This window comes from Pseudomonas sp. BIC9C, assembly GCF_034541995.1.
In the GTDB taxonomy this organism is placed as follows: Bacteria; Pseudomonadota; Gammaproteobacteria; order Pseudomonadales; family Pseudomonadaceae; genus Aquipseudomonas; species Aquipseudomonas fluorescens_CC.
The window spans coordinates 102,849-126,141 of sequence record NZ_JAWDGM010000001.1 but is presented as its reverse complement, the minus strand read 5'-3'; the positions used below and the strand labels follow the sequence as shown (position 1 = coordinate 126,141).

18 protein-coding genes and 1 pseudogene are annotated in these 23,293 nt (G+C 60.0%); 9 read left to right on the top strand and 10 right to left on the bottom strand.

Annotation, left to right across the window (positions count from 1 at the left end; translation table 11 throughout):
* Positions 1-779: 779 nt before the first annotated feature.
* The 4 genes and pseudogenes from RS887_RS00575 to RS887_RS00560 form a co-directional block, all read right to left on the bottom strand.
* Positions 780-1,864: pseudogene (locus RS887_RS00575) on the bottom strand (IS630 family transposase).
* A 60-nt stretch (positions 1,865-1,924) separates the two neighbouring features.
* Complete coding sequence (locus RS887_RS00570) at positions 1,925-2,455, bottom strand: carboxymuconolactone decarboxylase family protein (RefSeq protein ID WP_322614008.1); 531 nt, start codon at positions 2,453-2,455, stop codon at positions 1,925-1,927.
* A gap of 2 nt (positions 2,456-2,457) precedes the next feature.
* Entirely contained in the window at positions 2,458-2,625 is a 168-nt protein-coding gene (locus RS887_RS00565) for a hypothetical protein (RefSeq protein ID WP_322614007.1), read from the bottom strand.
* A gap of 93 nt (positions 2,626-2,718) precedes the next feature.
* A complete protein-coding gene (locus RS887_RS00560) occupies positions 2,719-3,750 on the bottom strand; it encodes an AraC family transcriptional regulator (protein ID WP_322614006.1) in 1,032 nt (343 codons plus the stop codon).
* Between the two features lie 122 nt (positions 3,751-3,872).
* Here RS887_RS00560 and RS887_RS00555 point away from each other — a divergent pair, with 122 nt between their 5' ends.
* Entirely contained in the window at positions 3,873-4,274 is a 402-nt protein-coding gene (locus tag RS887_RS00555; RefSeq protein WP_322614005.1) for a carboxymuconolactone decarboxylase family protein, read from the top strand.
* Between the two features lie 61 nt (positions 4,275-4,335).
* On the opposite strand, the gene RS887_RS00550 is transcribed toward RS887_RS00555, so the two are convergent.
* The 5 genes from RS887_RS00550 to RS887_RS00530 form a co-directional block, all read right to left on the bottom strand.
* Positions 4,336-5,346 carry a YeiH family protein gene (locus RS887_RS00550; protein ID WP_322614004.1) on the bottom strand — a complete coding sequence of 337 codons (1,011 nt, stop codon included), beginning with the start codon at positions 5,344-5,346 and terminating at the stop codon, positions 4,336-4,338.
* A 186-nt stretch (positions 5,347-5,532) separates the two neighbouring features.
* Complete coding sequence (locus RS887_RS00545) at positions 5,533-7,230, bottom strand: AMP-binding protein (protein WP_322614003.1); 1,698 nt, start codon at positions 7,228-7,230, stop codon at positions 5,533-5,535.
* 19 nt (positions 7,231-7,249) lie between these two features.
* A complete protein-coding gene (locus tag RS887_RS00540) occupies positions 7,250-7,576 on the bottom strand; it encodes a Rieske (2Fe-2S) protein (protein WP_322614002.1) in 327 nt (108 codons plus the stop codon).
* A gap of 60 nt (positions 7,577-7,636) precedes the next feature.
* Positions 7,637-8,905 carry an MFS transporter gene (locus tag RS887_RS00535; RefSeq protein WP_416339945.1) on the bottom strand — a complete coding sequence of 423 codons (1,269 nt, stop codon included), beginning with the start codon at positions 8,903-8,905 and terminating at the stop codon, positions 7,637-7,639.
* 130 nt (positions 8,906-9,035) lie between these two features.
* Positions 9,036-10,091 carry a 3-keto-5-aminohexanoate cleavage protein gene (locus tag RS887_RS00530; RefSeq protein ID WP_274075323.1) on the bottom strand — a complete coding sequence of 352 codons (1,056 nt, stop codon included), beginning with the start codon at positions 10,089-10,091 and terminating at the stop codon, positions 9,036-9,038.
* 196 nt (positions 10,092-10,287) lie between these two features.
* On the opposite strand from RS887_RS00530, the gene RS887_RS00525 reads away from it, so the two are divergent.
* The 8 genes from RS887_RS00525 to RS887_RS00490 all read left to right on the top strand — a co-directional run bounded on the left by RS887_RS00525 (position 10,288) and on the right by RS887_RS00490 (position 22,033).
* Entirely contained in the window at positions 10,288-11,310 is a 1,023-nt protein-coding gene (locus RS887_RS00525; RefSeq protein ID WP_322614000.1) for an AraC family transcriptional regulator, read from the top strand.
* Positions 11,311-11,388: 78 nt separating this feature from the next.
* Entirely contained in the window at positions 11,389-12,213 is an 825-nt protein-coding gene (locus RS887_RS00520; protein ID WP_322613999.1) for an SDR family NAD(P)-dependent oxidoreductase, read from the top strand.
* Positions 12,214-12,435: 222 nt separating this feature from the next.
* Positions 12,436-14,340 carry a DUF1302 domain-containing protein gene (locus RS887_RS00515; RefSeq protein WP_322613998.1) on the top strand — a complete coding sequence of 635 codons (1,905 nt, stop codon included), beginning with the start codon at positions 12,436-12,438 and terminating at the stop codon, positions 14,338-14,340.
* A gap of 35 nt (positions 14,341-14,375) precedes the next feature.
* Positions 14,376-15,734, top strand: coding sequence for a DUF1329 domain-containing protein (locus RS887_RS00510; protein WP_322613997.1), 1,359 nt, complete (start codon positions 14,376-14,378; stop codon positions 15,732-15,734).
* Positions 15,735-15,829: 95 nt separating this feature from the next.
* On the top strand, positions 15,830-16,906 hold the full coding sequence (locus RS887_RS00505) for a WD40/YVTN/BNR-like repeat-containing protein (protein WP_322613996.1): 1,077 nt from the start codon (positions 15,830-15,832) through the stop codon (positions 16,904-16,906).
* 28 nt (positions 16,907-16,934) lie between these two features.
* A complete protein-coding gene (locus RS887_RS00500) occupies positions 16,935-19,445 on the top strand; it encodes an efflux RND transporter permease subunit (RefSeq protein WP_322613995.1) in 2,511 nt (836 codons plus the stop codon).
* Between the two features lie 37 nt (positions 19,446-19,482).
* Complete coding sequence (locus tag RS887_RS00495; protein WP_322613994.1) at positions 19,483-21,261, top strand: acyl-CoA dehydrogenase C-terminal domain-containing protein; 1,779 nt, start codon at positions 19,483-19,485, stop codon at positions 21,259-21,261.
* Between the two features lie 37 nt (positions 21,262-21,298).
* Positions 21,299-22,033 (top strand): NAD(P)H-dependent oxidoreductase, encoded by a 735-nt coding sequence (locus RS887_RS00490; RefSeq protein ID WP_322615236.1) that lies wholly within the window; start codon positions 21,299-21,301, stop codon positions 22,031-22,033.
* Positions 22,034-22,150: 117 nt separating this feature from the next.
* On the opposite strand, the gene RS887_RS00485 is transcribed toward RS887_RS00490, so the two are convergent.
* Positions 22,151-23,263: a hypothetical protein gene (locus RS887_RS00485; RefSeq protein ID WP_322613993.1), complete on the bottom strand. Its 1,113-nt coding sequence runs from the start codon at positions 23,261-23,263 to the stop codon at positions 22,151-22,153.
* Positions 23,264-23,293: the final 30 nt, after the last annotated feature.

The following is a 23,293-nucleotide window of genomic DNA, read 5'->3' as shown; positions in this document are numbered from 1 at the left end:
CTGACCCTAGCTCCTACTTTCTAAACCATTGCCAACGCGGGATTTTTACCAAAGGTGCTTGGGTCATCAATGTGTCGGCATTTGGGTCAATTCAGCATCGGCATCAGCACTCTTATACGCTGACGTGTCCAAAGTCAGTGCGTTCTGTTCATTCTGGGTTGAATTTGTGTTCGTGGCACAATCCCTGCTCCCGTCCGATTTGGGCCACCACTCATCGATGGGTTGCTTTGCGAATTATCTTCATCTTTAGGATCGTGGCACGACGATCCACCCATACAGATGGTAGCGGCAAGTAAAAAAATTGGACTCAAATGCAAATACTTGAACATAGGCATCTCCGACACTTGAAGGGCCAGTGGCTTGGATTCAATCCATGGAATCGCATCAGTAGCGCGTGCTTCATAGTGTGGTGCTATAAATATGTAAGCACTGCTATCCCTCGTACGAGCGTAGGTGATTGCTTGGGTTTATCTACAGCCTTCGATGCACGATAGTCGGACCAGACTTGTTGTGACTTGAACGCACGTAAGCTGAAGTTGCCGCTGCCATGCCAAGTGATTGAACAATGACTTGAGTTCGCAACGCCGAAAGCGCTCATCGCTACGAGCGACTATTAGGGGGGAATATGCCGACCAGTCAGACTATTTCGTCTTCTCGAATGCAGCAATTTCCTGGGCGAGGATCGGTATCGCCATGTTGATGCTCACTTGCCCGAAGGACGTGGCGATCTTGAGCGTCTCCATGATCTCTTCCATGGTCGCACCTAGTGTCCCGATCGCTTAATTCATTAGCTTATTTTTCATCGCGCTCAGCTTTGCCATATGTACCGAGCTGATGATGGCCTCTGCCGTCTTGTTCCATTTGAACGGCTTGGCCGAATGCTCGTTGTGAGCCGTTATGAATTGGCGGATCGCAGCTTTCAGGTCAGTAACGCTGGAGAAGACACCTCGATACAACGCCCGTCTCTCCAACTGCGAAAACCAGCCTTCCACTGCGTTCAGCCAAGACGCGCTGGTCGGTGTGAAGTGCAACTTGAAGCGCGGATGTTTTCCAGCCAGGCCTTGATCGCAGCGGTTTTATGGGTCGAACTGTTGTCCAGAATCACATGGAGATCCAGCTCGGCAGGCGTGTTGCTGTCAATCTGTCGCAGAAAATCCAAGAACTCTTTGGCCCGGTGCCGCTGGGTGATCCGGCCCATAACTCACCCGTCATGATGTCAAACGCGGCGTACAGGCTTGCCGTGCCATGGCGCTTGTAATCATGGGTTCGCCGCTCGATCTGCCCGGGCCGAAGTTGCAGCATCGGCTGAGTACGGTCCAGCGCCTGGATCTGGGTTTTCGTCAACCGAGAGCACCATGGCGTTGTCCGAGGGCTCAGATAGAGCCCGACCACATCAATGACCTTTTCGGCGAAGTGCGGATCATTGCTGATCTTGAATGTCTTCAGCCGGTGCGTTTGAGATCGGACGCAGCCCAGATTTGTCGAACTTGCCAGGTGGTAACGCGCGCGTATTTGGCCATCAACCGAACGCTCCAATGCGTTGCTTCCTTGGGAACCCGCTGAGTTGTCAGGGTCAGGATTTCTTTGACTTTCTCAGCACCCAGCTTCAGGGGGCTGACCGCTACGCGGCAGGTCGCTCAGGCCTCGATGCCGGACTCAAGGTAGCGCTTTCGCCACTTGAACACCGTCGGTGAAGTGATCTGTAACTGCCCACAGATGGCCATGGGCGTCACCCTTCAGCGAGTAAAAGGAGTATCCGCGCCCGCTGGCCGAGGCTTTGCTCCAGCGTACTCATGCGCAACCAACCTTGAAGCGTAATGACGTCGGCGGCTTGCAGTGCAAAAGGAGCAATTGGTCGAGGCATGCGTGGAACCATCTCGGGGCGAGGGGGCACACAGTATATCTTTACACGTTAGTAAATGAACTAGCCGCTCGAGACACTAGGGCCAGGGCACCCTTGATATGGCGCCGGGTGCCGGGTGCCGGGTGCGTACATGTGCGTAACCGACGCGTCCAATGCGATGCTGAGCAGTTCGACGAACTTCGGTTGGAGGGTTTTGCCGTCGTAAATGCCCCCAACGGCCGCAAAGAACTGATCGGTCCATAGGGGGTCAAGGTTGAAGAACGGGTCCCATGCCGTATTCCAGATCCCATTTTCCTTCATCATATCGACCAAAGGAGTCGCAACTTTTTTGACTGTTGGGGTCTTCCCGGCCGCCTTACCCTTCTCGAGCAGAATTGGCGCGCCGAGACTGCACGCATGGATCGCCATGAACGCAGCTCCCTCGATCACCAGCTGGATTTCGTTTCGGGTGGCGCCCGCTTGAAGCGCAGCTCTGATGTGACCGCGCGTGGGTTCTGGCTGCAGGTTCGTGCAGGCGGCGTTCAGGCCGACGCAAATCAGCTCGATGGTCTTGATGTCGAGAATACCGTTTGTCCACGGATTCGTGTTCACCTTCAGGTATGCCTCGGCTTTGCAGGGCCCCATTTCCGCACCATGTCGATGGCCTTGGTCTGCGAAGATTCTCCCGCCGCCTCGGTGGAAGCCGAGGCAACCATGGCGCTTGCCATGGCGAGGCCGCTGAGACCGAGGGCGCTGCTCTCAAGAAATTCGCGTCGGTCCATCAAAGTCCTCCTTAGGCTGTAATGCAATGTCCACACCAGAAACCCTCCCTGGAGCTTAGGCGATTGCTTGGATTGTTCTACCTTTAAAGTGCACTAAAAAGTACTGACTTCAGGAACCTCTTGGGGGGCTCGGGGAGGCTGGGTTCTCCAGGACGATGGACTGCAGTCGAAGAGACGGCTGAACCAGCGGGAGAAGGCGCTCAGTTCGGAAAAGCCGAGAACGCCGGCAATTTCGCTCAACGGATGGTGGGGGTTTGCCAGGTAACGTGCCGCCAGTTCCCTGCGTACTTGATCCAGCAGCGAAGAAAACGTCTCACCCTCGCGCGTCAGTTGCCGGTGCAGTGTCCGTCTGTCGCGGCCAAGGTGGGCTGCAACCTGTTCTACCGAACAACGCCCGGTCGGCAGCAGCGTCCAGATCATCTGGTGCACCTGCTCCAGCAGGGCTGTCCTGGAATCTTCGTGGATACTTTTCAGATACTGGTGAACGTGGCGAGCCATTTCCGGATCGGCACTGGGCAGGGGCCGGTCGAGATCACTGGTGCGGCAGACAATGCCGTCCAGCAAACAGTTGAACTGTACCGCCGTACCGAACACACGCTGATGCCGGCTATCGTCCCGTGGAGCGCAGTGGCGCAAACACACCGCTGAAGGGTGCCAGTGGTTGCCCAGCAGGGTCTTGAGCATCCGGTGAGTCACCGCTACCGCCAACTCCACGGACTGGCGCACAAACACGTGGCTGACCGTCACCAGTTCAAGCCGTAACACCGCCACACCGGCGCTTTCTTCGATCTCCAGCACCAGCCCCTGATTGTGCAGATAGAGAAACTCCTGGAGCGCCTTCAAGGCCGAGCGCAAGGTCGGCTCGCGCCACAGCAGTGCCAGGGGCCCGAGATTGGAGGCTTTGCGACTTTCTGCCAGGCGCAGGCCGAAATCTTCCACGCCGGCTTGGCGCGCCGAACTGTCCAGCAACCGTGCCACCGCATCGATTGAAATTTTCAGGTCTGGCTGCAGCAAGCAACGCGGGTCAAGACCTACCGCGCGCAATTGCTGCATGGGGTCGACGTTCAACGAGCGGGCAATTTCCGCGTAGTGGGTGAGGCTGGCACTGCGAACAAGACCTTTCATTGAGGAGTTACCCATACGTTGCACGTGTCCCGAGATGTCATGCCTGTGCCCCCTGGAGTCAATACAGGGGACATTGGAATGCTTAGAGTTGAAAGCAACCACTCAACCTTGAGGAACTGCAGATGAATGAAGACCAGAGCAAAACCGGCACCCCAACCTGCGATGCCATGCGTGATGCCGGTAACTGGAATCCCGCCTGGGACTCGCTGGCTGAGCTGGATGCGCAATGGGTGGAAAAATTTTTCGGCATGGCCACACACCCGATCCGCAAGGGGATTCTGGAACCCAAGACCTTCGAATTGATCGCCATCGCCGTCGATGCCTCCTGCACCCATATGTATGCCCCGGGCGTGCGTCGCCACATCCGCAAGGCACTGGAGCTGGGCGTCACTGTCGAGGAAATCCTGGCGGTGCTGCAGCTGACCTCGATACTGGGCATCCACAGCATGGCGCTAGGCGCGCCGATCCTCATCGAGGAAGCCAAAAGACTCGCCGACGAGGGACCGGTACAAGGCACATTCTGAAATCATCAAGACTCCTCCTGCTCTGATGCGAAGGCCGGATCGGCCTTCGCTGATCCGCGCTTTACAATCCCCAGTGCAGCAACAGCAGCACCAGCCCGACCAGAAATACGGTTTCCCCGACCATCAGCAGGATCGGCTTGAGGCCGATCGTGGCGAGTTCCTTGAGCTGCGTCTTCATGCCCAGGGCGCTGATGGAGATCACCAGGCACCAGCGCGACAGTTCGTTGACGAAGCCTTGCACCGCCGGCGCGATCCAGCCGGTGCTGTTGATACAGGCCAGGAGCAGGAAGCCCACGGCGAACATGGGCAGCAGCGGAGGGCGCTTGCCAGTGGCGTCCGCGCCCTGTGCACGAGTGATCAGCGTGGCGCACAGGATGACCGGCAGGAGCATGGCCACGCGCATCAGCTTGACCACGGTGGCGGTGTCACCGGTCTCGGTGGACATGCTGTAACCGGCACCCACCACCTGGGCGACATCATGGATGGTCGCGCCCAGGAACACGCCGGCGTCCTGCGGCGACAAGGCAAACCAGTTCGCGATCATCGGGTAGAGGATCATCGCCACCGTGGACAGCGCCGACACGCCGATCACCGTGAACAGGGTGGCGCGTTCCTTTTGCGGATGGTTGGGCAGCGCGGCAGCCAGGGCCAGTGCCGCCGAGGCGCCACAGATAGCCGTGGCACCACCGGTGAGCATGCCGAATATACGCTTGAAGCCCAGGACCCTGGCCGCTACCACCGACACCGCGATGGTCGCCACCACAACGATCACCACCAATGCCACGGGCTTGAAGCCCAGCGTCGCAATCTGTTCCAGGGTGATGCGCATGCCCAGCAGGGCTACACCGAGGCGCAGGACAGTACGCGCGGTGAACTCGATTCCGGCCTTGCACTTGCCATCGCCGGCCAGAAAATTCATCGCGATACCGAGCAGCAGCGCGAACAGCATCACCGGTGCGCCATAGTGCTCGGCGAGGAAGGTCGCCGCGATGGCAACGATCACGCTGACGAAAAAACCCGGCGCAAGGTCGAGTGCGCGGGTGTGAATATTGACGAGAGCGATAGAGCTCATGGAGTTTTGTCCTCGCAGGCGATGCCATGGGGAGGTGGGCAGCTGCCAGTGCGGCAGATGATTCACTCTAAGGCGATGGCCGCTGGAGAGCTTCTCATTTGATGCCAGCGACCTTTCAATTGATGCCAGATTCGGCCGCTGGATTGCCGGGTCGAGCAGGGCGCCATGGACCCGGTGTAGCGTCGTTCATCCGACCAGGATCGATTCAGGCGAACTGCCCGCGGTGGCGAGTACGCGCAAGTCCTTGCGCAATATCTTGCCCACTGTGGACTTGGGCAGTGCCGTGAGGAACCGCACCTGGCGCGGTACCTTGTAGGCCGCAAGGTGTGCGCGGCAGTGCTGGATCAGCGTGGCTTCGTCGAGTGTGACGTTGGTCGCCTTGACGACGTAAAGGCAGACGGATTCACCACTGCGCTCATCCGGCATGCCGATTACCGCGCATTCGCTGACACCTGGGCAACTGGCGACAACGACCTCCACTTCGTTGGGGTAGACGTTGAAACCCGAGACAATGATCAAGTCCTTTTTGCGGTCGACGATCTTGAGCAAACCATCGGCGGCAAAGATGCCAATGTCTCCGGTGCGAAAGTAACCATCGGCGGTAAACGCCTTGGCATTGGCAGTGGGTTTTTGCCAGTAACCGGACATGATCTGCGGCCCCTTGGCGCAAATTTCCCCGGCCTCGCCGAGGGTGGCGGGTTGATCATCGTCCTTGAGCAGCACGATGTCGGTCGAAGGCAGGGGCAAGCCCACAGCCGCCGAGAACTGGCTGCGTCCCATGACGTTCAGGCACAAGATGGCCGACGTCTCGGAGAGACCGTAGCCTTCGAGGATTTCCTGCCCGGTGATGGTCTTCCACTGTGTGGAGGTGGCCGGCAGAACCGCCGCGCCGCCGCCAATGGCCAGGCGCAGGCGCGAGAAATCCACTTCACGGATGCGCGGGTGGCGGACCAGCGCGCCATACAGCGTATTGACCCCGGTCAACAGCGTCGGCCGGGCCTTGATCAGTGTGTCGACCAGGTCATCGCTGTTACGCGCATCGGGGACCAGCCAGTTCTCGGCGCCGGCCGAAAAACCGATCAACAGATTGATCGTCAGGGCAAACACGTGGAACAGCGGTAGCGCCGTCACCACCACGTTGGCACCCTCGGTGTCGAACATGTCAGGCAGAAAAGCGCGCGCCTGCAGGATGTTGGCGATCAGATTGCGGTGAGACAGCGCCGCACCTTTCGAGGGGCCCGTGGTACCCCCGGTGTACTGCAGAAAGAGCAAGTCGTCGCCCGTCAGCTCGACCGGTGTCAACGCCAGCTGGCCGCCCTCGTGCAGGGCATCGGTGAAACGCGTTATCGGAAAGGCCGGCGATGAGGGGAGGTCGAACTCGCCGGTCCCCACGGGCCCGTCCAGGGTGTCGCCGGGGTGGACCACGATGACTTTCCTGATGGTGGTGCTGACCAGTATCGATTCCAGTGTAGGGAGGGCACTGGCGATGATGATAATGGTTTGGACCCCGGCGTCATTGAGCTGGTGCAAGAGCTCCTGCGGGGTGTACGTCGGGTTGACATTAACCTGGGCTGCACCGGCCCGCAGGATACCGAACATGGCGACTGGAAACGCCGGGATATTGGGCAGCATGACCGCGATACGATCCCCGCGCTGCACGCCCAGGTGCTGCAGGTAGGCAGCCATTGCGCGTGACTGCTGGTCTACATCGCCATAGCTGAGTGAACGCTTGAAGCAGTGGAATGCGGTGTGGCTGGCATAACGCTGCATGGCCTGTTCGGCCATGGCGACAACGGTAGGACAGGCATCCGGGTTGATATCGGCAGGTACGCGGGCGTCGTAACTCTGTTGCCAATGACGAGGGGGAGTGAAGGGTGTGGTCATGATCAACCTGCTATTGAAGTTATTGGTGGCGGGTGATGGGTTGGGGCAGAGTGATACGAATGCGTTCGTCGACGACCTCTACCGGATAGGGGCGCACGTTCATGCCACCGCCGCGCATGCAGCCAGTGGCAAGGTCGAAGCTCAGGCCATGGGCGGGGCATCGCACGAAGCGACCCTCGAGTTTGCCGAACAACAGCGAGGCGCCGCTGTGGGGGCAACTGTCGTCGATGGCGTAAATCTGGCCATCGATGTTGAACACTGCGATATCGACGCCGTCGGATCGCACGCGAGCGCGCTTACCGATGCCCAGGTCAACGGAACCGGGCACATCCAGGGTATGCGTCATGTTTTGCCTCCAGAGTGTGGCAGGGCTTGGCCGGCGACTAGCGCTTGCGATGGCGCCCGATCAGGAACAGGGTTGCGGGCAGATGCGCTCAAGATCAGTGCGATAGTTGCGAACCCCCACCATCAGCACCAACGCGGCGGCAATCCCCGCCAAGGGCAGCAGTTGCAGGGCCGAGGCGAGGCCAATGCGATCGGCGAGCAAGCCGGTGACGAAGGGGCCCGGGGCCATGCCCAGCAGGTTGTTGGCAATCGCCAGTGTGGCCATGGCGGTGCTGTGCAGGGCCGGCGGCGTCAGGTCGGCGACCATGGTGCCGGAGGGGCCGACGATGCCGCCGCCCACGAACATGGCCAGGCCGATCATCACCAGTTGAGCAATACCCACCGGCAGCGCAAAGGCCAGGGTCAACAGCGCACTGCAGAGCAGGCAATAGCCCATGGTCAAGCAGATCTTGCGGGTTGGCGAACCGTTGCAAAGCCGGTCGGCGATGGCGCCGCACAGTGGCATGCCGGCCGCCGTGCAAAGCATGAAGAGGGCGGCGATGGCACCGGCGCTGGTCAGCGGCATGTCGTAGAAGCGATTCAGATAGCTGGGCAACCACGTCAGCAAGGCGGCGATGGCGAACAACTGCAGGCCGCTGCCGATGTAGATGCTCAGCACCGACGACGTCGAGAACAGGCTGCTGAGTGGAGGATGAGCCTTGGCCGGGCTCGAGCCCGCGCTAGTGCGTGGCGATTCAAGACGGCCAGGGTGCACGACCAACGCGTACACGACCGTCAGCCCAATGCCATAGATGGCCATGCCAACAAAGGACGCTCGCCAGCCAAAATGGCTCGCCAGCACTCCGCCCAGGCCAATGCCGAGCACGGAACCGACCATGCTCCCGGCCAGGAAGGCCCCCGTGACCGTGGAGCGCTGCTGCGGTGGAAAGATGCTCAGCACCACGGCCAGTCCGACACTGCCATAGGCCGCTTCACCGACGCCGATGAAGAAGCGCGCCACGAACATTTCCTGATAGTCGGAGGCGAAACCGCACATCAGGGTGGCCAGGCTCCAGATCGCCGCCATCAGAATCAGGCTGCGGATGCGTCCCAGGCGATCGGCGACCACCGACAGCGGAAAGGCCAGCACACCGACGGCAATGGCGACGACGCCGGACAGCGCGCCCAGCTCGGAATCGGAGAGGCCCCATTCGGCCTTGAGCTGCGGAAAAACCACCGTCAGCACCTGCCGCGACATGAAGTCTGACAGCAGCAGGCCGAAGGTGAGGGCGAAGACCACCCAGGCGTAGGGCCTTGCGACGCGTCGCCAGGTGTCACTGCGTACTTCCATTGGTGCATGCAAAGTCACGGAGTCTTTCCTCTTGTTACGGCCGCGTGCAATTCGCAGCTCTTGAAATGACGTGTTGCGGGGTTTGCGGGACGCACGCCGGTCTGGCAAGCGTGCCCCCCGCAGGGTGAGCTCAGCCGAATTGGGTAAAGCCTTTCTGACCGGATTGACGGTTCGGCGCAAAGCCGTTCTCGGCCAGCGTCTCGTCGGCGTCCTTGTAGAACGTGCCGATCTTGTAGATCTCGCGGGCTTCTTTGCCATTGGCCACTTCACGACCCATTTCCCTGGAAATGCGCACCAGTTGCTCGATCTGCTCGACGTTGCTCATCTTGCGATCACGGCCCTGGGTCCAGAGGTTGTCCTCGGTGCCGCAACGCACATGCATGCCCATGGCAATCGCCATCACGTTCAGCGGCAAGACATTGAGCATGGCGGTTTCCAGAGTCAGCACGGCACCGTCCGGACAGGCACGCACGAAGTTCGCCAGGTTGTAGAGGTTGGGCGCGTCGGAGCCACCACCAATCGCCACCCAGGTCAGGACCAACGGCACGTTGCAGACGCCACGGCGCATCATGCGCTCGACCGTTTCGAACGAGGGGATGTTGCCGAGCTGGAATTGCGTCTGAATGCCAGCTGCCGAGAGGCGCTTGATGTGCTCTTCAACCCATTCCGGGCCGGCCGGAATGGTCATTTCGCGGTATGCGCGATAGATCTCTGGTGTGGCAATGCTGGTGCCGGCAAGATCGGCCTCGCACATCTGCTCGACGATGTTCATCTGGTTGCTGTTGATGGCAATCGTCACCTGGTCGGGCTTGGGCGAGAGTTCGGCAAGCATGTGGCGGGTGTCATCGGAGAGCCATTTGGCGACGTCGCTATCACCTTCCGGGGCGAAGGAAATCGAGCCACCGACCTGAATGATCATGTCCGGTACCGCTTCACGTACGCCGGCGATCAGTTCATTGAACTTGGACAGTCGCTTGGAGCCTTTGCCATCCAGTTCACGGACATGCAGGTGAAGCACAGTGGCGCCGGCGTTATAGCAATCAACCGCCATCTGCACCTGCTCTGCCATGGTGACGGGGATGTCCTCCGGGAAGTCCGAAGGCATCCACTCCGGAGCGTAGGGGGCAACGGTGATGACGAGCTTCTGTTGATTTTCTGGGTGCAGGGATCCGTCGAGAAAGTTCATGCATGACTCCAATCTGTTGTTGTTTTTGTGACGCGTGTTCGTGGCTTGCACTGTGGGGTAGCTGGCAGACGCAAACTTCTCATGTCATGCCAAATACCTTTCATTTCGTGCCAGGAACGGAGGTGTGATCAATCGGTGCCATATAATCGATTGCAGGCTTTGCTGATTGCGGTCGACAGTGCGCAGAGGAGACGAGATGGGCGCGTTCGTAAGAGCTGCAACGCTCAAGCACTACATGGAGGTAGCCCAGACTCTTGGTCTGAATCCGGGGGAAATGCTGCGCGGTGTCGGGCTGACGCCGACCATGCTCAACGATCCGGAATCCTTGCTGCCGCTGGATGCGGCGCTCAGGCTGCTGGAGAGTTCCGCGGATCATTCATCGTGCCCGACCTTTGGCCTGCGCATGGCAGAGGCCCGGCGCATGTCGGATATCGGCGTCGTCAGTTTGCTGCTCAGTCATCAGCGCACGCTGCGGGACATGTTGCTGACCAGTATCGAGTATCGACACCTGCTTAATCGGACGCTGGCCATGAACCTGGAAACGGTGGGCAAGATGGTGCTGATCCGGGAGGAGGTCATGGCAGAGGCGGGCGTGCCCAAGCGACAAGCCACCGAACTGGCCATTGGAATTCTGCACCGTACGTGCAAATCGGTCATGGGCAGCCAGTGGAACCCGCAGAGTGTCCATTTCAGCCACGAAGCGCCGGCAAGCCAGCATGAACACACGCGGTTCTTTCGTTGCCGGGTGGTGTTCGACGCCGAGTTCGATGGCATCGTCTGCAATAAAGAGGACATTGATCAACTCAATCCACAGGCCGACCTGGCGATGGTCGGTTATGCGCGTCAGTTCATGGACTCGATGGAAGGCGCCAATGAACGCTCGGTGATTTTCGACGTGCGCAAGGCGATCTATCTGTTGATGCCGGTCGGACGCGCCACTATCCATCAGGTGGCTTACGCCCAGGCGGTCAGTGTGCGAACCCTGCAACGGGAACTCGACGAAGAAGGCCTGACATTTTCCGCGTTGCTCAACGCGGTACGTCGCGAACTGGCGCTGCGCTACATGGAAAATCGCAACTATTCAGTGCAGCGTGTGGGCATGATGCTCGGTTATACGGTTCCCACCTCATTCACGCGCTGGTTCTGCGCCGAATTCGGCTGTGCGCCACGGGAATGGCGCAAGCGCAACAAACAGCTCGCCATCGATTCCTCCACCTGACCGCTCGATGTCCCGCCAAGTCAAGGCGAATGCCCAACGCTGAGCGACACTGCGTCTTCCATCAGACGGAGTGTTCCCATGAAATTGAATGGTCGAGTTGCCTTGATTACCGGTGGCGCAGGTGGGTTGGGCCAAGCCATCGCCCTGCGCATGGCCAGCGAAGGCGCCAGTGTGGTCATTTGCGATATCAACGAGACGGCGCTCGAAACCACACGCGGCATGATCGAGGAGTTGGGCGCGCAGTGCCTGGCGCTACGTTGTGACGTCTCCTCGAGCGCTGAAGTGAACGCCATGTTCGACCGGATCGACGCGCGTTTCGGCACCCTGCATATCCTGGTCAACAACGCCGCTCTGGTGCCGGATAAACCCCATGATGACGAGCGACGCAAGCGCCATTACGCCCTGGTGACCCAGCCGCTACCCCGTCAGTCGCTGGAGATCACCCGCAACATGGACGACACAGAATGGAAGCGCTTCTGGGCGGTGAACGTCGACGGCGTGTTCTATTGCACTCGCGCCGCCTTGCAGCGCATGGAGCCCCAGGGCTACGGCAAGATCATCAACATCGCCAGCATTGCCGGTATTTCCGCCATGGGGGCGCATAGCCCGCACTACTCGGCAGCCAAAGGCGCAGTGATTGCTTTCACCCGCGCGGTGGCCTACGAGGTAGCGGGCGCCAATGTGCAGGTCAATGCGATCTGTCCGGGTGGCGTACAGACCCCGGCCTTCGAGCGCTACCTCGAACAGCAATCGCCCGAGCAGCTCAGCGTATTCAAACAGGTCATGCCGCTGGGACGGTTGGGCAAGGGTGAGGAATACGCGGCGCTGGTCTCCCACCTGGCGTCCGATGAGTGCTACCTGGTCGGTTCGATCATCAACGCCGGTGGCGGTACTTACATCTGAGTGATTCGGGACGGCCAGTTTGGACGGCCGGTACGACGGTCTGTCGGACGTCCCGAAATGTCAAATCGATGCCCCGAAAAGTCAATCCGGATCGAAGCGCTGCTCTTAGAGTGAGTTCCGGGACTAGCGCTTGACCACCCGTAGCATGAGCCCCCATTACCCGTCGTTAGCCGCCAGGTCTGACGTCAAGCCACAACAAAAACAATAAAGGTGTATCACCCGATGAAGAGTCGTAACCTCCTGTCTGCGCGACGCCAACTGCTCGCCACGGCTATCCTGGCCTCGAGCCTGCCGGCTGCCCATGCTTTCGAGCTGGATACCGGTAGCGAGGACTGGTCGGTCCGTTTCGACAACACCGTCAAGTACAACTATGGCGTGCGGACGGAAAGTGCCGACACGCGCATCCTGGGTACGCCCAACAGTAACGACGGTGATTACAACTTCCGCAAGTCCGGCACCAACATCACCAACCGTGTCGACCTGCTGACCGAGCTGGATGTGGTCTACCAGAACAAGACCGGTTTTCGTGTCAGCACGGCGAGCTGGTACGACAAGGCGTATGAAAATACCGGTTCGAACGCCAACCCGTTCCCCAATGGCAACGACGATTATTCTTCGATCGCGGGGTTTGGCGGGCGTCCAGGCGCGCCGGCCGTATTTGGCAGCCCGCACCTGAGCAACTATGCCCAGCGCTACTACAACGGGCTGTCCGGTGAAGTGCTCGATGCCTTCGTGTTCTACAACACCCAGGTGGGCGACGATTCCCAGCTCAGTATCAAAGCTGGCCAGCACAACGTGTTCTGGGGCGAGACGGTACTCAGTCCGGTGCATTCGCTGAGCTATGGCCAGGCGTCCCTCGACCTGGCAAAGGCGGCCGCATCGCCCGGTACCGAAGCCAAGGAGCTGTTCGTTCCCCGCAACCAGATTTCCACGACCTTTACCCTCAACCCCGAACTGACCTTCGGCGCCCAGTATTTCCTCGATTGGGAAGGCGCGCGCTTGCCTGAGGCAGGGACCTTCTACAGTGGGTCCGACGTGGTGGGCTTCGGCGCTCAGTCATTCCTCCTGGGGCATACCGGCGGTGCGGGACTGGCGGGGCCGAACGGCACGCTGACCACCGTTCGACGCGGCCATGACTACACCCCGGACAACCGCGGGGACTGGGGCCTGATGCTCAAATGGTCGCCCGAGTGGCTGGACGGAACCCTGGGTGCCTACTATCGCAAGACTTCGGACATCCTCCCGCAAGCTGTTCTCGACACCCGAGGCTTGACCAGTGTCGGGGGAGTGGCGGGACTGCGTAACTCGATCAGCACCGCCACCTATGAATTCGCTTATGGCGATGACATCGACATCTACGGCCTGAGCCTGTCCAAGGAAGTGGGCGGCGTCAGCATCGGCAGTGATTTGAACATTCGCCACAACATGCCGCTGGCCAGCATTCCGGCAATTATCAGCGCCGCGGGGCCAAGCGGGTTGCAGGCCGGGCTTGGCTTGCTGCCGGCGCGTAATCCGGGTACCGGCGTGATCACCGATGTGCCACGCAACGGTGACAGCCTGGCCGCCACTGGCGACACGCTGCACTGGACCATCAATGGCCTGGTCGCTATCGCTGACACGCCGCTGTTCGATTCGGCCACCCTGCTGGGCGAGCTGTATTACAGCAATCTGTTGAGCCTCGATAGCAAAAACAAGGCGCTCTACAAGGGCGAAGACACTTATCGCGGCGTCGACAAACCTACCCGGGACAACTGGGGCATTGCCGTCAACTTCACGCCGACCTGGTACCAGGTGTTTCCCGGTGTGGACCTGAGCGCTCCGTTGTCGGTCAACGTCGGTATCGACGGCGTTTCACCTGTGATAGCGGGCGGTGCGGAAGATGCCGGCAACTACGCAGTCGGGGTGAGCGCTGCCATCTACAACAAGTATTACGTAGACCTCAAGTACGTTGACGCCTTCGGCAAAACCAGCAACTGCGACGACGGCGCAACCGATGGATCGACCCCTAACGCCCTTGATGGCACGCAGCGTTACACCTGTTTTGCGGGCGGTCTTGCTTCCGCCTCCGGCTCCGGTGCCACCGAGGATCGGGGTGCCGTTTACCTGACCCTGAAAACCACCTTCTGATCCACCCAGCCTCGCGAAAGCAGGAGAACAATAAGATGAAATTCGCCTATACCCTGATGGCCGCCTCCCTGGCAGTGGCCCTTGCCGGGCCTTCCCACGCCGCCGTCGATGCCTCCGAAGCGGCGAAACTGGGGAACCAGTTGACCCAGGTCGGCGCCGAGAAAGCCGGTAATGCCGACGGTACCATCCCTGCGTACCAGGGGGGCTTGACCACCCCGCCGGCCAGCTTCAAGGCGGGTGACAAATTGCGCCCCGATCCGTTCGCTTCTGAAAAGCCACTGCTGGTGATCGACAGCAAGAACGTTGATCAATACAAGGGCCAGCTGACCGCGGTGACTGCCGAGTTGGCCAAGCGTTACCCGAGCTTTCGAATCGAGGTTTTCCCGACCCACCGCACAGCCGCATTGCCTAAAGGCGTGCTGGACAACACGGTGAAAAACGCCACCGCGACGCGCTCCACCGAAGGCGGCAATTCCATCGAAAATGCGCTGCCAGGCATTCCGTTTCCGATCCCCAAGACAGGTGCCGAGGCGATCTGGAACCACTTGCTGCGCTATCAGGGCGTCAATATCCAGAGCAAGTACGACAACTGGAACGTCGATTCCGCCGGTGTCGCCAGCCTGGCCACGACCGGCATCGCACAGATCAACTATGCCGCCTATGACGACCTGTCCAAACCTCTCGCCGCCGCGGACACCTATTACCAGATCAAGCTGGCCTTCACCGGTCCCGCCCGTCGTGCCGGTGAAGCTGTGCTGGTGCGCGATGCAGTCAACCCGCTGGAGCAACCTCGCCGTGGCTGGCAATACCTGCCGGGGCAGCGCCGCGTGAAGCTGGCGCCGAGCTTGGCCTACGATACGCCTAACCCGGGCAGCGCAGGCGCCTCGACGTGGGACGATTCCTTCGTCTTCAACGGTGCGCTGGATCGCTTTGACTGGAAGCTGGTGGGCAAGCAGGAAATGATCGTTCCGTACAACACTTACCGTGTGACTTATCAGAACGATTTGAGGCCGATGATGACCCCCAACCATTTGGCTCCCGAGTTCGTTCGCTGGGAAAAACATCGGGTGTGGGTGGTCGAGGCGACCCTCAAGCCGGGCGCTCGGCACATTTACGCCAAGCGCCGCTTCTATCTGGATGAGGACAGTTGGGTCGCACTGGCATCCGACCAATACGATGCGAACGGCCAGCTCTACCGCGGCGTCTACACCTTCCTCAGCCAAAGCTACGACCAACAGGTGCCGGATGCCTCGCCTTATCTGAGCTATGACCTGATCGGTGGCACCTACAGCGCCGTCGGCTTTCCAGGCCCCTACGGCGGCATCAAGTACAGCGAGGCGCTGAGCAAGACCCAGTGGTCACCGGAATCGTTGGCGGGTGCCGGTATCCGATAGCAACTTCGTCGCTACTGCCGATTTCCGATCGTGCAGTTCTTGCGCCGGGTCGTACTCAGGTACCACCCGGCGCCTTTTTGCCAAGAGGGCGCCATATGGGCTCCTGTAACAAGAAGATCGCGCCACTGGTGCTGGGGATGCTGCTGGCGTTGCTGCAGGGCGGCGCGCAGGCATCGACCTACGTTGACGTGCTGGATCTGCCGGCCCAATCCAGTGCACTGGCGGAGCGCAGCCCCTTGCTGGGCGTTGCCCAGGCGGGACAGCGTCTGGTCACAGTGGGTCAGCGTGGGCACATTCTTTATTCCGATGACGCCGGCCAGCACTGGATGCAGGCCGCTGTACCGGTCAGCTCCGATCTCACGGCGGTGAGTTTTCCTTCGGCAACCCAAGGCTGGGCGGTCGGCAATGACGGTGTGGTGTTGCACAGCAGCGATGCCGGCGTCACCTGGAGCAAGCAACTCGATGGCCTCCAGATCGGCGAGCTGATGCTCAAGCACTACAGCGCCTTGGCCAATGCCGAGCCGCAGAACGAGCAATGGGCTGTTCTGGCCGCCGACAGCCAGCGGCTGATCGAAGAGGGCGCCGACAAACCGCTGCTCGACGTCTGGTTCGCCAATGAAAAACTCGGTTACGCGGTGGGTGTTTTCAACCTGATCCTGCGCACCGAGGACGGTGGTCAGCACTGGACCCCGTTTCAGGACCGCACTGACAACCCGCAGGGTTTTCACCTCAACGCCATCACCTCCACAGGCGATGCGCTCTACATCGCCGGCGAACAAGGCCTGCTGCTCAAATGGGATGACGCCCGCCAGCGTTTCATGGCACTGCAGACACCTTATCAAGGCAGCTTTTTCGGTGTGGTCGGCCAGCCTGGCGAAGTACTCGCCTATGGCCTGCGCGGTCATGTGTTTCGCAGCGCCGATGGCGGGCTCACCTGGACCCGGCTCGACAGCGGCCTTCAGGTCAGCATCACCGCTGCCACGCTGGACGCCGACGGCCATTTCCGGTTGTTCACCCAGGCCGGGCACATGCTCTTGAGCCGAGGGGGCAATGCCCCGCTGCAATTGATACCGCAGGCCCAACAGACAGCGGTAGCCGGTGCCGCATTGGCCGCCAATGGTGCGCTGGTGCTGGTCGGTGGCCGGGGTGCGCGTACGCTGCCCGTCGAATAATTAAAAGAATCAGAGTGAGTACCCAGACATGGGCAATTTGAAACAAGACACCATGCCGGTGATCCGCGAACTGCGGGACTTCGACCGGTGCTCCGGCAATCTGTTGGAACGGCTGGTGTTCAATCATCGCCCGCTGTTCATGCTGCTCATGGCGCTGGCCACGGTGGTGCTGGGTTACATGGCCGTGACGCGCCTGGAGCTGCGCCCCAGCTTCGAAAAGATGATTCCGCAGAGCCAGCCCTACATCCAGAACTTCCTGGAAAACCGCCAGTCGCTGCGCGGTTTGGGCAACTCGGTGCGGGTGGTGGTGGAAAACACCCAGGGCGACATCTTCGATCCGCACTACCAGACGCTCCTCAAACAGGTCAATGACGAACTGTTTCTCATGCAGGGCGTCGATCGTGCCTGGATGAAATCGTTGTGGAGTTCGGCTGTGCGCTGGACCGAAGTCACCGAACAAGGCTTCCAGGGCGGCCCGGTGATGCCTGACAGTTATCAGGGTTCTGCATCGGACATTGAGCAACTGCGCCAGAACATCAACCGTGCCGGTATCGTCGGCAGTCTGGTAGCCAGTGATTTCAAGTCGAGCATGCTCATCGTGCCACTGCTGGACAAGACGTCTGCCACTGGCCAGAGCATCAACTACCACGAATTTTCCCGGCTGCTCGAAGAGCGCTTGCGCGACAAGATCGAGTTCGCCAGCGGCACCCTGCATAAGGCTGTGGAAGAGGGCACGGGCAAGTACAAGGTTCGGATCATCGGTTTCGCCAAACTGATGGGCGACCTGATCGACGGCCTGATCCAGGTGATGATGTTCTTCGGCCTGGCCGTCGTCACGTCGCTGATCATCATCTACGCCTACACCCGTTGCGTGCGCAGCACCCTGCTGGTGGTCGGCTGCTCGCTGATCGCGGTGGTCTGGCAACTGGGCATCGTCGCCTGGCTCGGTTACGCCATCGATCCGTACTCGGTACTGGTGCCGTTTTTGATCTTCGCCATCGGCGTATCCCACGCGGCACAGAAGATGAACGGCATCATGCAGGACATCGCCCGTGGCACCCACAAACTGATCGCCGCGCGCTACACCTTCCGCCGTCTGTTCATTGCCGGCGTCACCGCGTTGCTGGCCGATGCCGTGGGCTTTGCGGTGCTGATGCTGATCGACATTCCGGTGATCCAGGACCTGGCGATCACCGCCAGCATCGGCGTCGCCGTGCTGATCTTCACCTCGCTGTTGCTGATGCCGGTGGCGCTGTCCTATGTCGGCGTCGGCGCCAAGGCCGCCGAGCGCGCGCTGAAAATCGACACCCGTGCCGAAAAGCACAAAGGCTTCGGCCGGTTGTGGGACGCGCTCGATCGCTTTACCACCGCCAAGTGGGCCACCGGTGCCGTGCTGGTGGCCGTGTTGCTGGGCATCGGCGGGTTCGTGGTCAGCCTGCAACTGAAAATCGGCGACCTCGACAGCGGCGCCCCGGAACTGCGCGCTGACTCGCGCTATAACCGCGACAACGCCTACATCACCAGCCATTACGCGCTGTCCAGCGATCAGTTCGCAGTGATGATCAAGACCGCGCCGGAAGGCTGCCTGGACTACAAGACTCTGGTGCTGGCCGACCGCCTGGCCTGGAAGCTGCAACAGCATCCGGGGGTGCAGACTACCGTGTCACTGGTCAATGCAGTACGCCAGATCACCGCCGGTACCTACGAAGGCAACCCCAAGCTGAACAACATCCAGCGCAACCAGAACGTGTTGAACTACGCCGCGCAACAGGCCTCGGTCAATGCCCCGGAGCTGTTCAACACCGACTGCTCGCTGATGCCGGTGATCGCCTACCTCAAGGATCACAAGGCCGAAACCCTGGACGCGGTGGTGGCCATCGCCGACCAGTTCGCCAAGGAAAACAGCAGCGACGATCGCCAGTTCCTGCTCGCCGCCGGCAACGCCGGGATCGAGGCGGCGACCAACATCGTGGTGCGCGAGGCCAATCGCACCATGTTGCTGTACGTCTACCTGGCGGTGACGCTGTTCTGCCTGATCACCTTCCGCAGCTGGCGCGCCACTCTGGTGGCGCTGTTGCCGCTGGTGCTGACCTCGATCCTCTGCGAGGCCTTGATGGTGGCCATGGGCATTGGCGTGAAAGTCGCGACCTTGCCGGTCATCGCCTTGGGCGTGGGGATCGGTGTGGACTACGCGTTGTACCTGCTCAGCGTGCAACTGCAGTACCAACGCCAGGGCCTGTCGCTGTCGGATGCCTACCGCAATGCCGTGGCCTTCACCGGCCGGGTCGTGGGACTGGTGGGTATCACGTTGGCTGCCGGGGTCATTTGCTGGGTGTGGTCGCCGATCAAGTTCCAGGCCGACATGGGCATCCTGCTGACCTTCATGTTCCTGTGGAACATGCTCGGGGCGCTGATCCTGATTCCGGCGCTGTCGTATTTCCTTCTGAACAGCGATCGGCGCGGCAAGGAAACGGTTGTCCCGCAAGGTCAAGTCGTAGCCCTCAAGCCTCACTACTCTGTCGGCAATAGCAAATCCTGAATGTGCACTGTCCAATTTCCAAGCGAGCGATTTCATCATGGCTGACTACAAAGCACCCCTGCGCGATATGCGCTTCGTTCTCAATGAAGTGTTCGAAGTTTCCAGACTGTGGGCCGAACTACCCGCCTTGGCCGAGGTGGTGGATGAAGACACCGCCGGCGTCATCCTTGAAGAAGCCGGCAATGTCATCGCCGGTACCATTGCCCCGCTGAACCGCAGCGGCGACGAAGAAGGCTGCTCCTGGACCAACGGCGCGGTGCAGACCCCGACCGGCTTCGCCGAGGCCTACCGGAACTACGCTGCAGGCGGCTGGACCAGTGTCAGTGGTGACGCCCGGTTCGGTGGCATGGGCATGCCCAAGGTGATTTCCGCCCAGGTCGAAGAAATGCTCAACTCGGCTAACCTGTCATTCGGCCTGTATCCAATGCTGACCGCCGGCGCCTGCCTGTCGATCAACGCCCATGGCAGCGAAACGCTGAAAGCGACCTACCTTCCGAACATGTATGCCGGTGTCTGGGCTGGTTCCATGTGCCTGACCGAGCCACACGCCGGTACCGACCTGGGCATCATCCGCACCAAGGCCGAGCCGCAAGCCGACGGCAGCTACAAGGTCAGCGGCACCAAGATCTTCATCACCGGCGGTGAGCACGACCTCACCGAAAACATCATTCACCTGGTGTTGGCCAGACTGCCGGATGCTCCGCCAGGGCCCAAAGGCATTTCGCTGTTCCTGGTGCCGAAATTCATGGTCGATGCCAACGGCTCGTTGGGCGAACGCAACAGCCTGTCCTGCGGCTCGATCGAGCACAAGATGGGCATCAGGGCCTCGGCCACCTGCGTGATGAATTTCGACGGCGCCACCGGTTACATCATCGATGCACCGAACAAAGGCCTGGCGGCGATGTTCACCATGATGAACTACGAACGGCTGGGCGTCGGGATCCAGGGCCTGTCCCTCGGTGAACGCTCCTATCAGAACGCCATCGAATACGCCCGCGACCGAATCCAGAGCCGTGCGCCAACCGGCCCGGCCGATCCGGACAAGGTCGCCGATCCGATCATCGTGCACCCGGACGTGCGCCGCATGTTGCTGACCATGAAAGCGTTGAACGAAGGCGGTCGCGCGTTCTCCAGCTACGTAGCCCTGCAACTCGATAGCGCAAAATACAGCGAAGACGCCGCCACCCGCCAACGCGCGCAAGAACGGGTGGTTCTGCTGACGCCGGTGGCCAAGGCGTTCCTCACCGACATGGGGCTGGAAACCACGGTGCACGGACAGCAGATCTTCGGCGGTCACGGTTTTATCCGTGAATGGGGTCAGGAACAGCTGATCCGCGACTGCCGCATCACCCAGATCTACGAAGGCACCAACGGCATCCAGGCACTCGACCTGTTGGGTCGTAAAGTGCTCGGTAGTGGCGGGGCGTACTACAACCTGTTCGCTGACGAAATTCGACAATTCACTGCAACGGCCAGCGCTGACTTGGCCGAGTTCACCAAGCCGCTGAACGATGCCGTGAAGACCCTCGACGAACTGACCGCGTGGTTGCTCGATCGGGCGAAATCCAATCCGAATGAAATCGGCGCGGCGTCAATCGAATACCTGCACGTATTCGGCTATACCGCTTACGCGTACATGTGGGCGCTGATGGCGCGTATCGCGCTGGCGAGGCAGGACCAGGAGATCTTTTACCGGACCAAACTGGGGACTGCGCGCTTCTTCTTCGCTCGCCTATTGCCTCGGGTCCACTCCTTGGCCGCTTCGGTCAAGGCCGGTAGCGAAAGCCTATACATGCTGGATGCCGATCAATTCTGACATGGCGAACGAATCAACCAAACTTCAAGGAACCCCCATGAACGTTTTAATCGTGCATGCCCATCCCGAACCAAAATCCTTTACCGCTGCGTTGCGCGACCAAGCGGTTGAGACCTTGCAGGCGCAAGGACATCAAGTCCGGGTATCCGACCTGTACTCGATGAACTGGAACCCGGTGGCCAGTGCCGAGGACTTCTGCGTCAGAGAGAATCCCGAGTATCTGGTTTACGCGCTCGAACAACGACGCAACAGCAAAGAGCAGACGCTCGCCGCCGATATCCAGCAAGAGTTGGAAAAGCTGTTGTGGGCGGACCTGCTGATCCTCAATTTTCCGATCTACTGGTTCTCGACGCCGGCCATCCTCAAGGGCTGGATTGATCGGGTTCTGGTGTCCGGCATCTGCTATAGCGGTAAACGGTTCTACGACCAGGGCGGTCTGAGCGGTAAAAAAGCACTGGTGACTGTTACGTTGGGCGGGCGCGAACATATGTTCGGCGAGGGTGCGATCCATGGTCCCCTGGAAGACATGTTGCGCCCGCTCTTGCGCGGGACGTTGGCCTATGTCGGGTTGGAGGTGCTGAAGCCTTTTGTCGGCTGGCATGTGTCGTACATCAGTGCTGAAGCTCGACAAGTTTTTTTGCTCAACTATCGCCAGCGCCTGGAGCATATCGATGCTGATGAACCAATGGAGTACCCAAGCTTGAGTCAGTTCGATGATCAGCTTTATCCCTTCGAACCCATTGCCGTAAAACCGGACACCTACTCCTTGTGATGCCTTGAGCCTGATTCTCTGAAGAGGCGCGGTTTTTCGTGGCTTAAGAACCTTGATCAACGTTGAATCCACAGCCAGAAGCCGTCAATCAGATGTATCCATGGAACCAAGAGCGATTCAGTTCGCGGGCACGGTGATCACAGGGGCCTGCGGCGCCACGCCTGTTTCGGCAAGAGAGAACAGCACGAGAATGAACAGGAACTCGGATTTGGATTTCATATCACGGTCGTCGATCCAGAACCAATAGTCACGATAGTGAACAGCGGCATATGCATCGGCGGGACGTTCCGCGCTCGAATGGATGCGCACCAAAGGGGCGTCCCATGGACTTGCAGGATCGGGCGCGGCAGGTGCCGGGTTCGCACGTCCTTCCTGCATGTGTAGAGGCGGGGCCTCGATCGTCGCTGCGAGTTCCAGGAATATTTCCGACATGGAACGCGTAAGCAAGGCGATCTCGGTATCGTCCCTTTGCACCATGCCGAAGGTCAGCTTCAGTTCACTTGTGTCAGGACGCAGGTGAAGGATCTCTCGCACAGCATGGCGATCGTTCTCGACCTTTTCCGAGACGTCCCGCGTGACTATAACCAGCACGCTTTCATCGCTCATGCGTTGATTTATTCGCATGCCTAGCGATTCCGAACGCTGTATCCGTCTTAATGCCTCAAGCAATTGATAGAAACGCGGATCCGCAGCACGAGCACGTGCAGGCGATGTGGATCGGTTGTAGACCCCGTTAATGGCGCGGGTGGTCAATTGCAGCACGCGGTCGACGGGATAGCCTGCCTGAACAAGGGAGAACACGGCCGCCGGAGATAGCGGTTGCAGCAGGTAGCGTGAGAATCGCTCCCCGGAGAGCGGCGTGTAGCTGATAGTCGGACGATCCGTATAACGTCCGGATGCACCTATGGACTGGCTATTCCCGTCGATAGGCAATCCCGAGAACCAATTTGCTCCGAGGCTGACCTGACTCTCCATTGCGCTGGAGCTGATCACCGAGGAGACTTCCAGGTACACCGGCGCGTCGCCGTAGCGCAATTTGACGATATTGAGAAGCGTCTGTTCTTTCCAGGTTGTGGCAATCACTGTGCCGTAGTCTGTTCGATCGCGCTGCACCGAGGCTGGCCCCAGCGTCCCGCACCCGGCAACGTGGCAGGCGGTGGCAATTAGAGCTACCAAGGGGATACGGATTAGCAGGCACCTGACCTTCGACTCTGAAGGCTCGTAATCCATGATTTTGCCTCATGACGCATGGTTTTGTGG

Coding starts and splice junctions, on each gene's coding strand:
- RS887_RS00535 (WP_416339945.1), bottom strand. CDS start 8,905: ATGGAAGTACGCAGTGACACCTGGCGACGCGTCGCAAGGCCCTACGCC.
- RS887_RS00510 (WP_322613997.1), top strand. CDS start 14,376: ATGAAATTCGCCTATACCCTGATGGCCGCCTCCCTGGCAGTGGCCCTT.
- RS887_RS00545 (WP_322614003.1), bottom strand. CDS start 7,230: ATGACCACACCCTTCACTCCCCCTCGTCATTGGCAACAGAGTTACGAC.
- RS887_RS00490 (WP_322615236.1), top strand. CDS start 21,299: ATGAACGTTTTAATCGTGCATGCCCATCCCGAACCAAAATCCTTTACC.
- RS887_RS00520 (WP_322613999.1), top strand. CDS start 11,389: ATGAAATTGAATGGTCGAGTTGCCTTGATTACCGGTGGCGCAGGTGGG.
- RS887_RS00550 (WP_322614004.1), bottom strand. CDS start 5,346: ATGAGCTCTATCGCTCTCGTCAATATTCACACCCGCGCACTCGACCTT.
- RS887_RS00530 (WP_274075323.1), bottom strand. CDS start 10,091: ATGAACTTTCTCGACGGATCCCTGCACCCAGAAAATCAACAGAAGCTC.
- RS887_RS00515 (WP_322613998.1), top strand. CDS start 12,436: ATGAAGAGTCGTAACCTCCTGTCTGCGCGACGCCAACTGCTCGCCACG.
- RS887_RS00555 (WP_322614005.1), top strand. CDS start 3,873: ATGAATGAAGACCAGAGCAAAACCGGCACCCCAACCTGCGATGCCATG.
- RS887_RS00505 (WP_322613996.1), top strand. CDS start 15,830: ATGGGCTCCTGTAACAAGAAGATCGCGCCACTGGTGCTGGGGATGCTG.
- RS887_RS00485 (WP_322613993.1), bottom strand. CDS start 23,263: ATGGATTACGAGCCTTCAGAGTCGAAGGTCAGGTGCCTGCTAATCCGT.
- RS887_RS00560 (WP_322614006.1), bottom strand. CDS start 3,750: ATGAAAGGTCTTGTTCGCAGTGCCAGCCTCACCCACTACGCGGAAATT.
- RS887_RS00525 (WP_322614000.1), top strand. CDS start 10,288: ATGGGCGCGTTCGTAAGAGCTGCAACGCTCAAGCACTACATGGAGGTA.
- RS887_RS00540 (WP_322614002.1), bottom strand. CDS start 7,576: ATGACGCATACCCTGGATGTGCCCGGTTCCGTTGACCTGGGCATCGGT.
- RS887_RS00500 (WP_322613995.1), top strand. CDS start 16,935: ATGGGCAATTTGAAACAAGACACCATGCCGGTGATCCGCGAACTGCGG.
- RS887_RS00495 (WP_322613994.1), top strand. CDS start 19,483: ATGGCTGACTACAAAGCACCCCTGCGCGATATGCGCTTCGTTCTCAAT.
- RS887_RS00565 (WP_322614007.1), bottom strand. CDS start 2,625: ATGGACCGACGCGAATTTCTTGAGAGCAGCGCCCTCGGTCTCAGCGGC.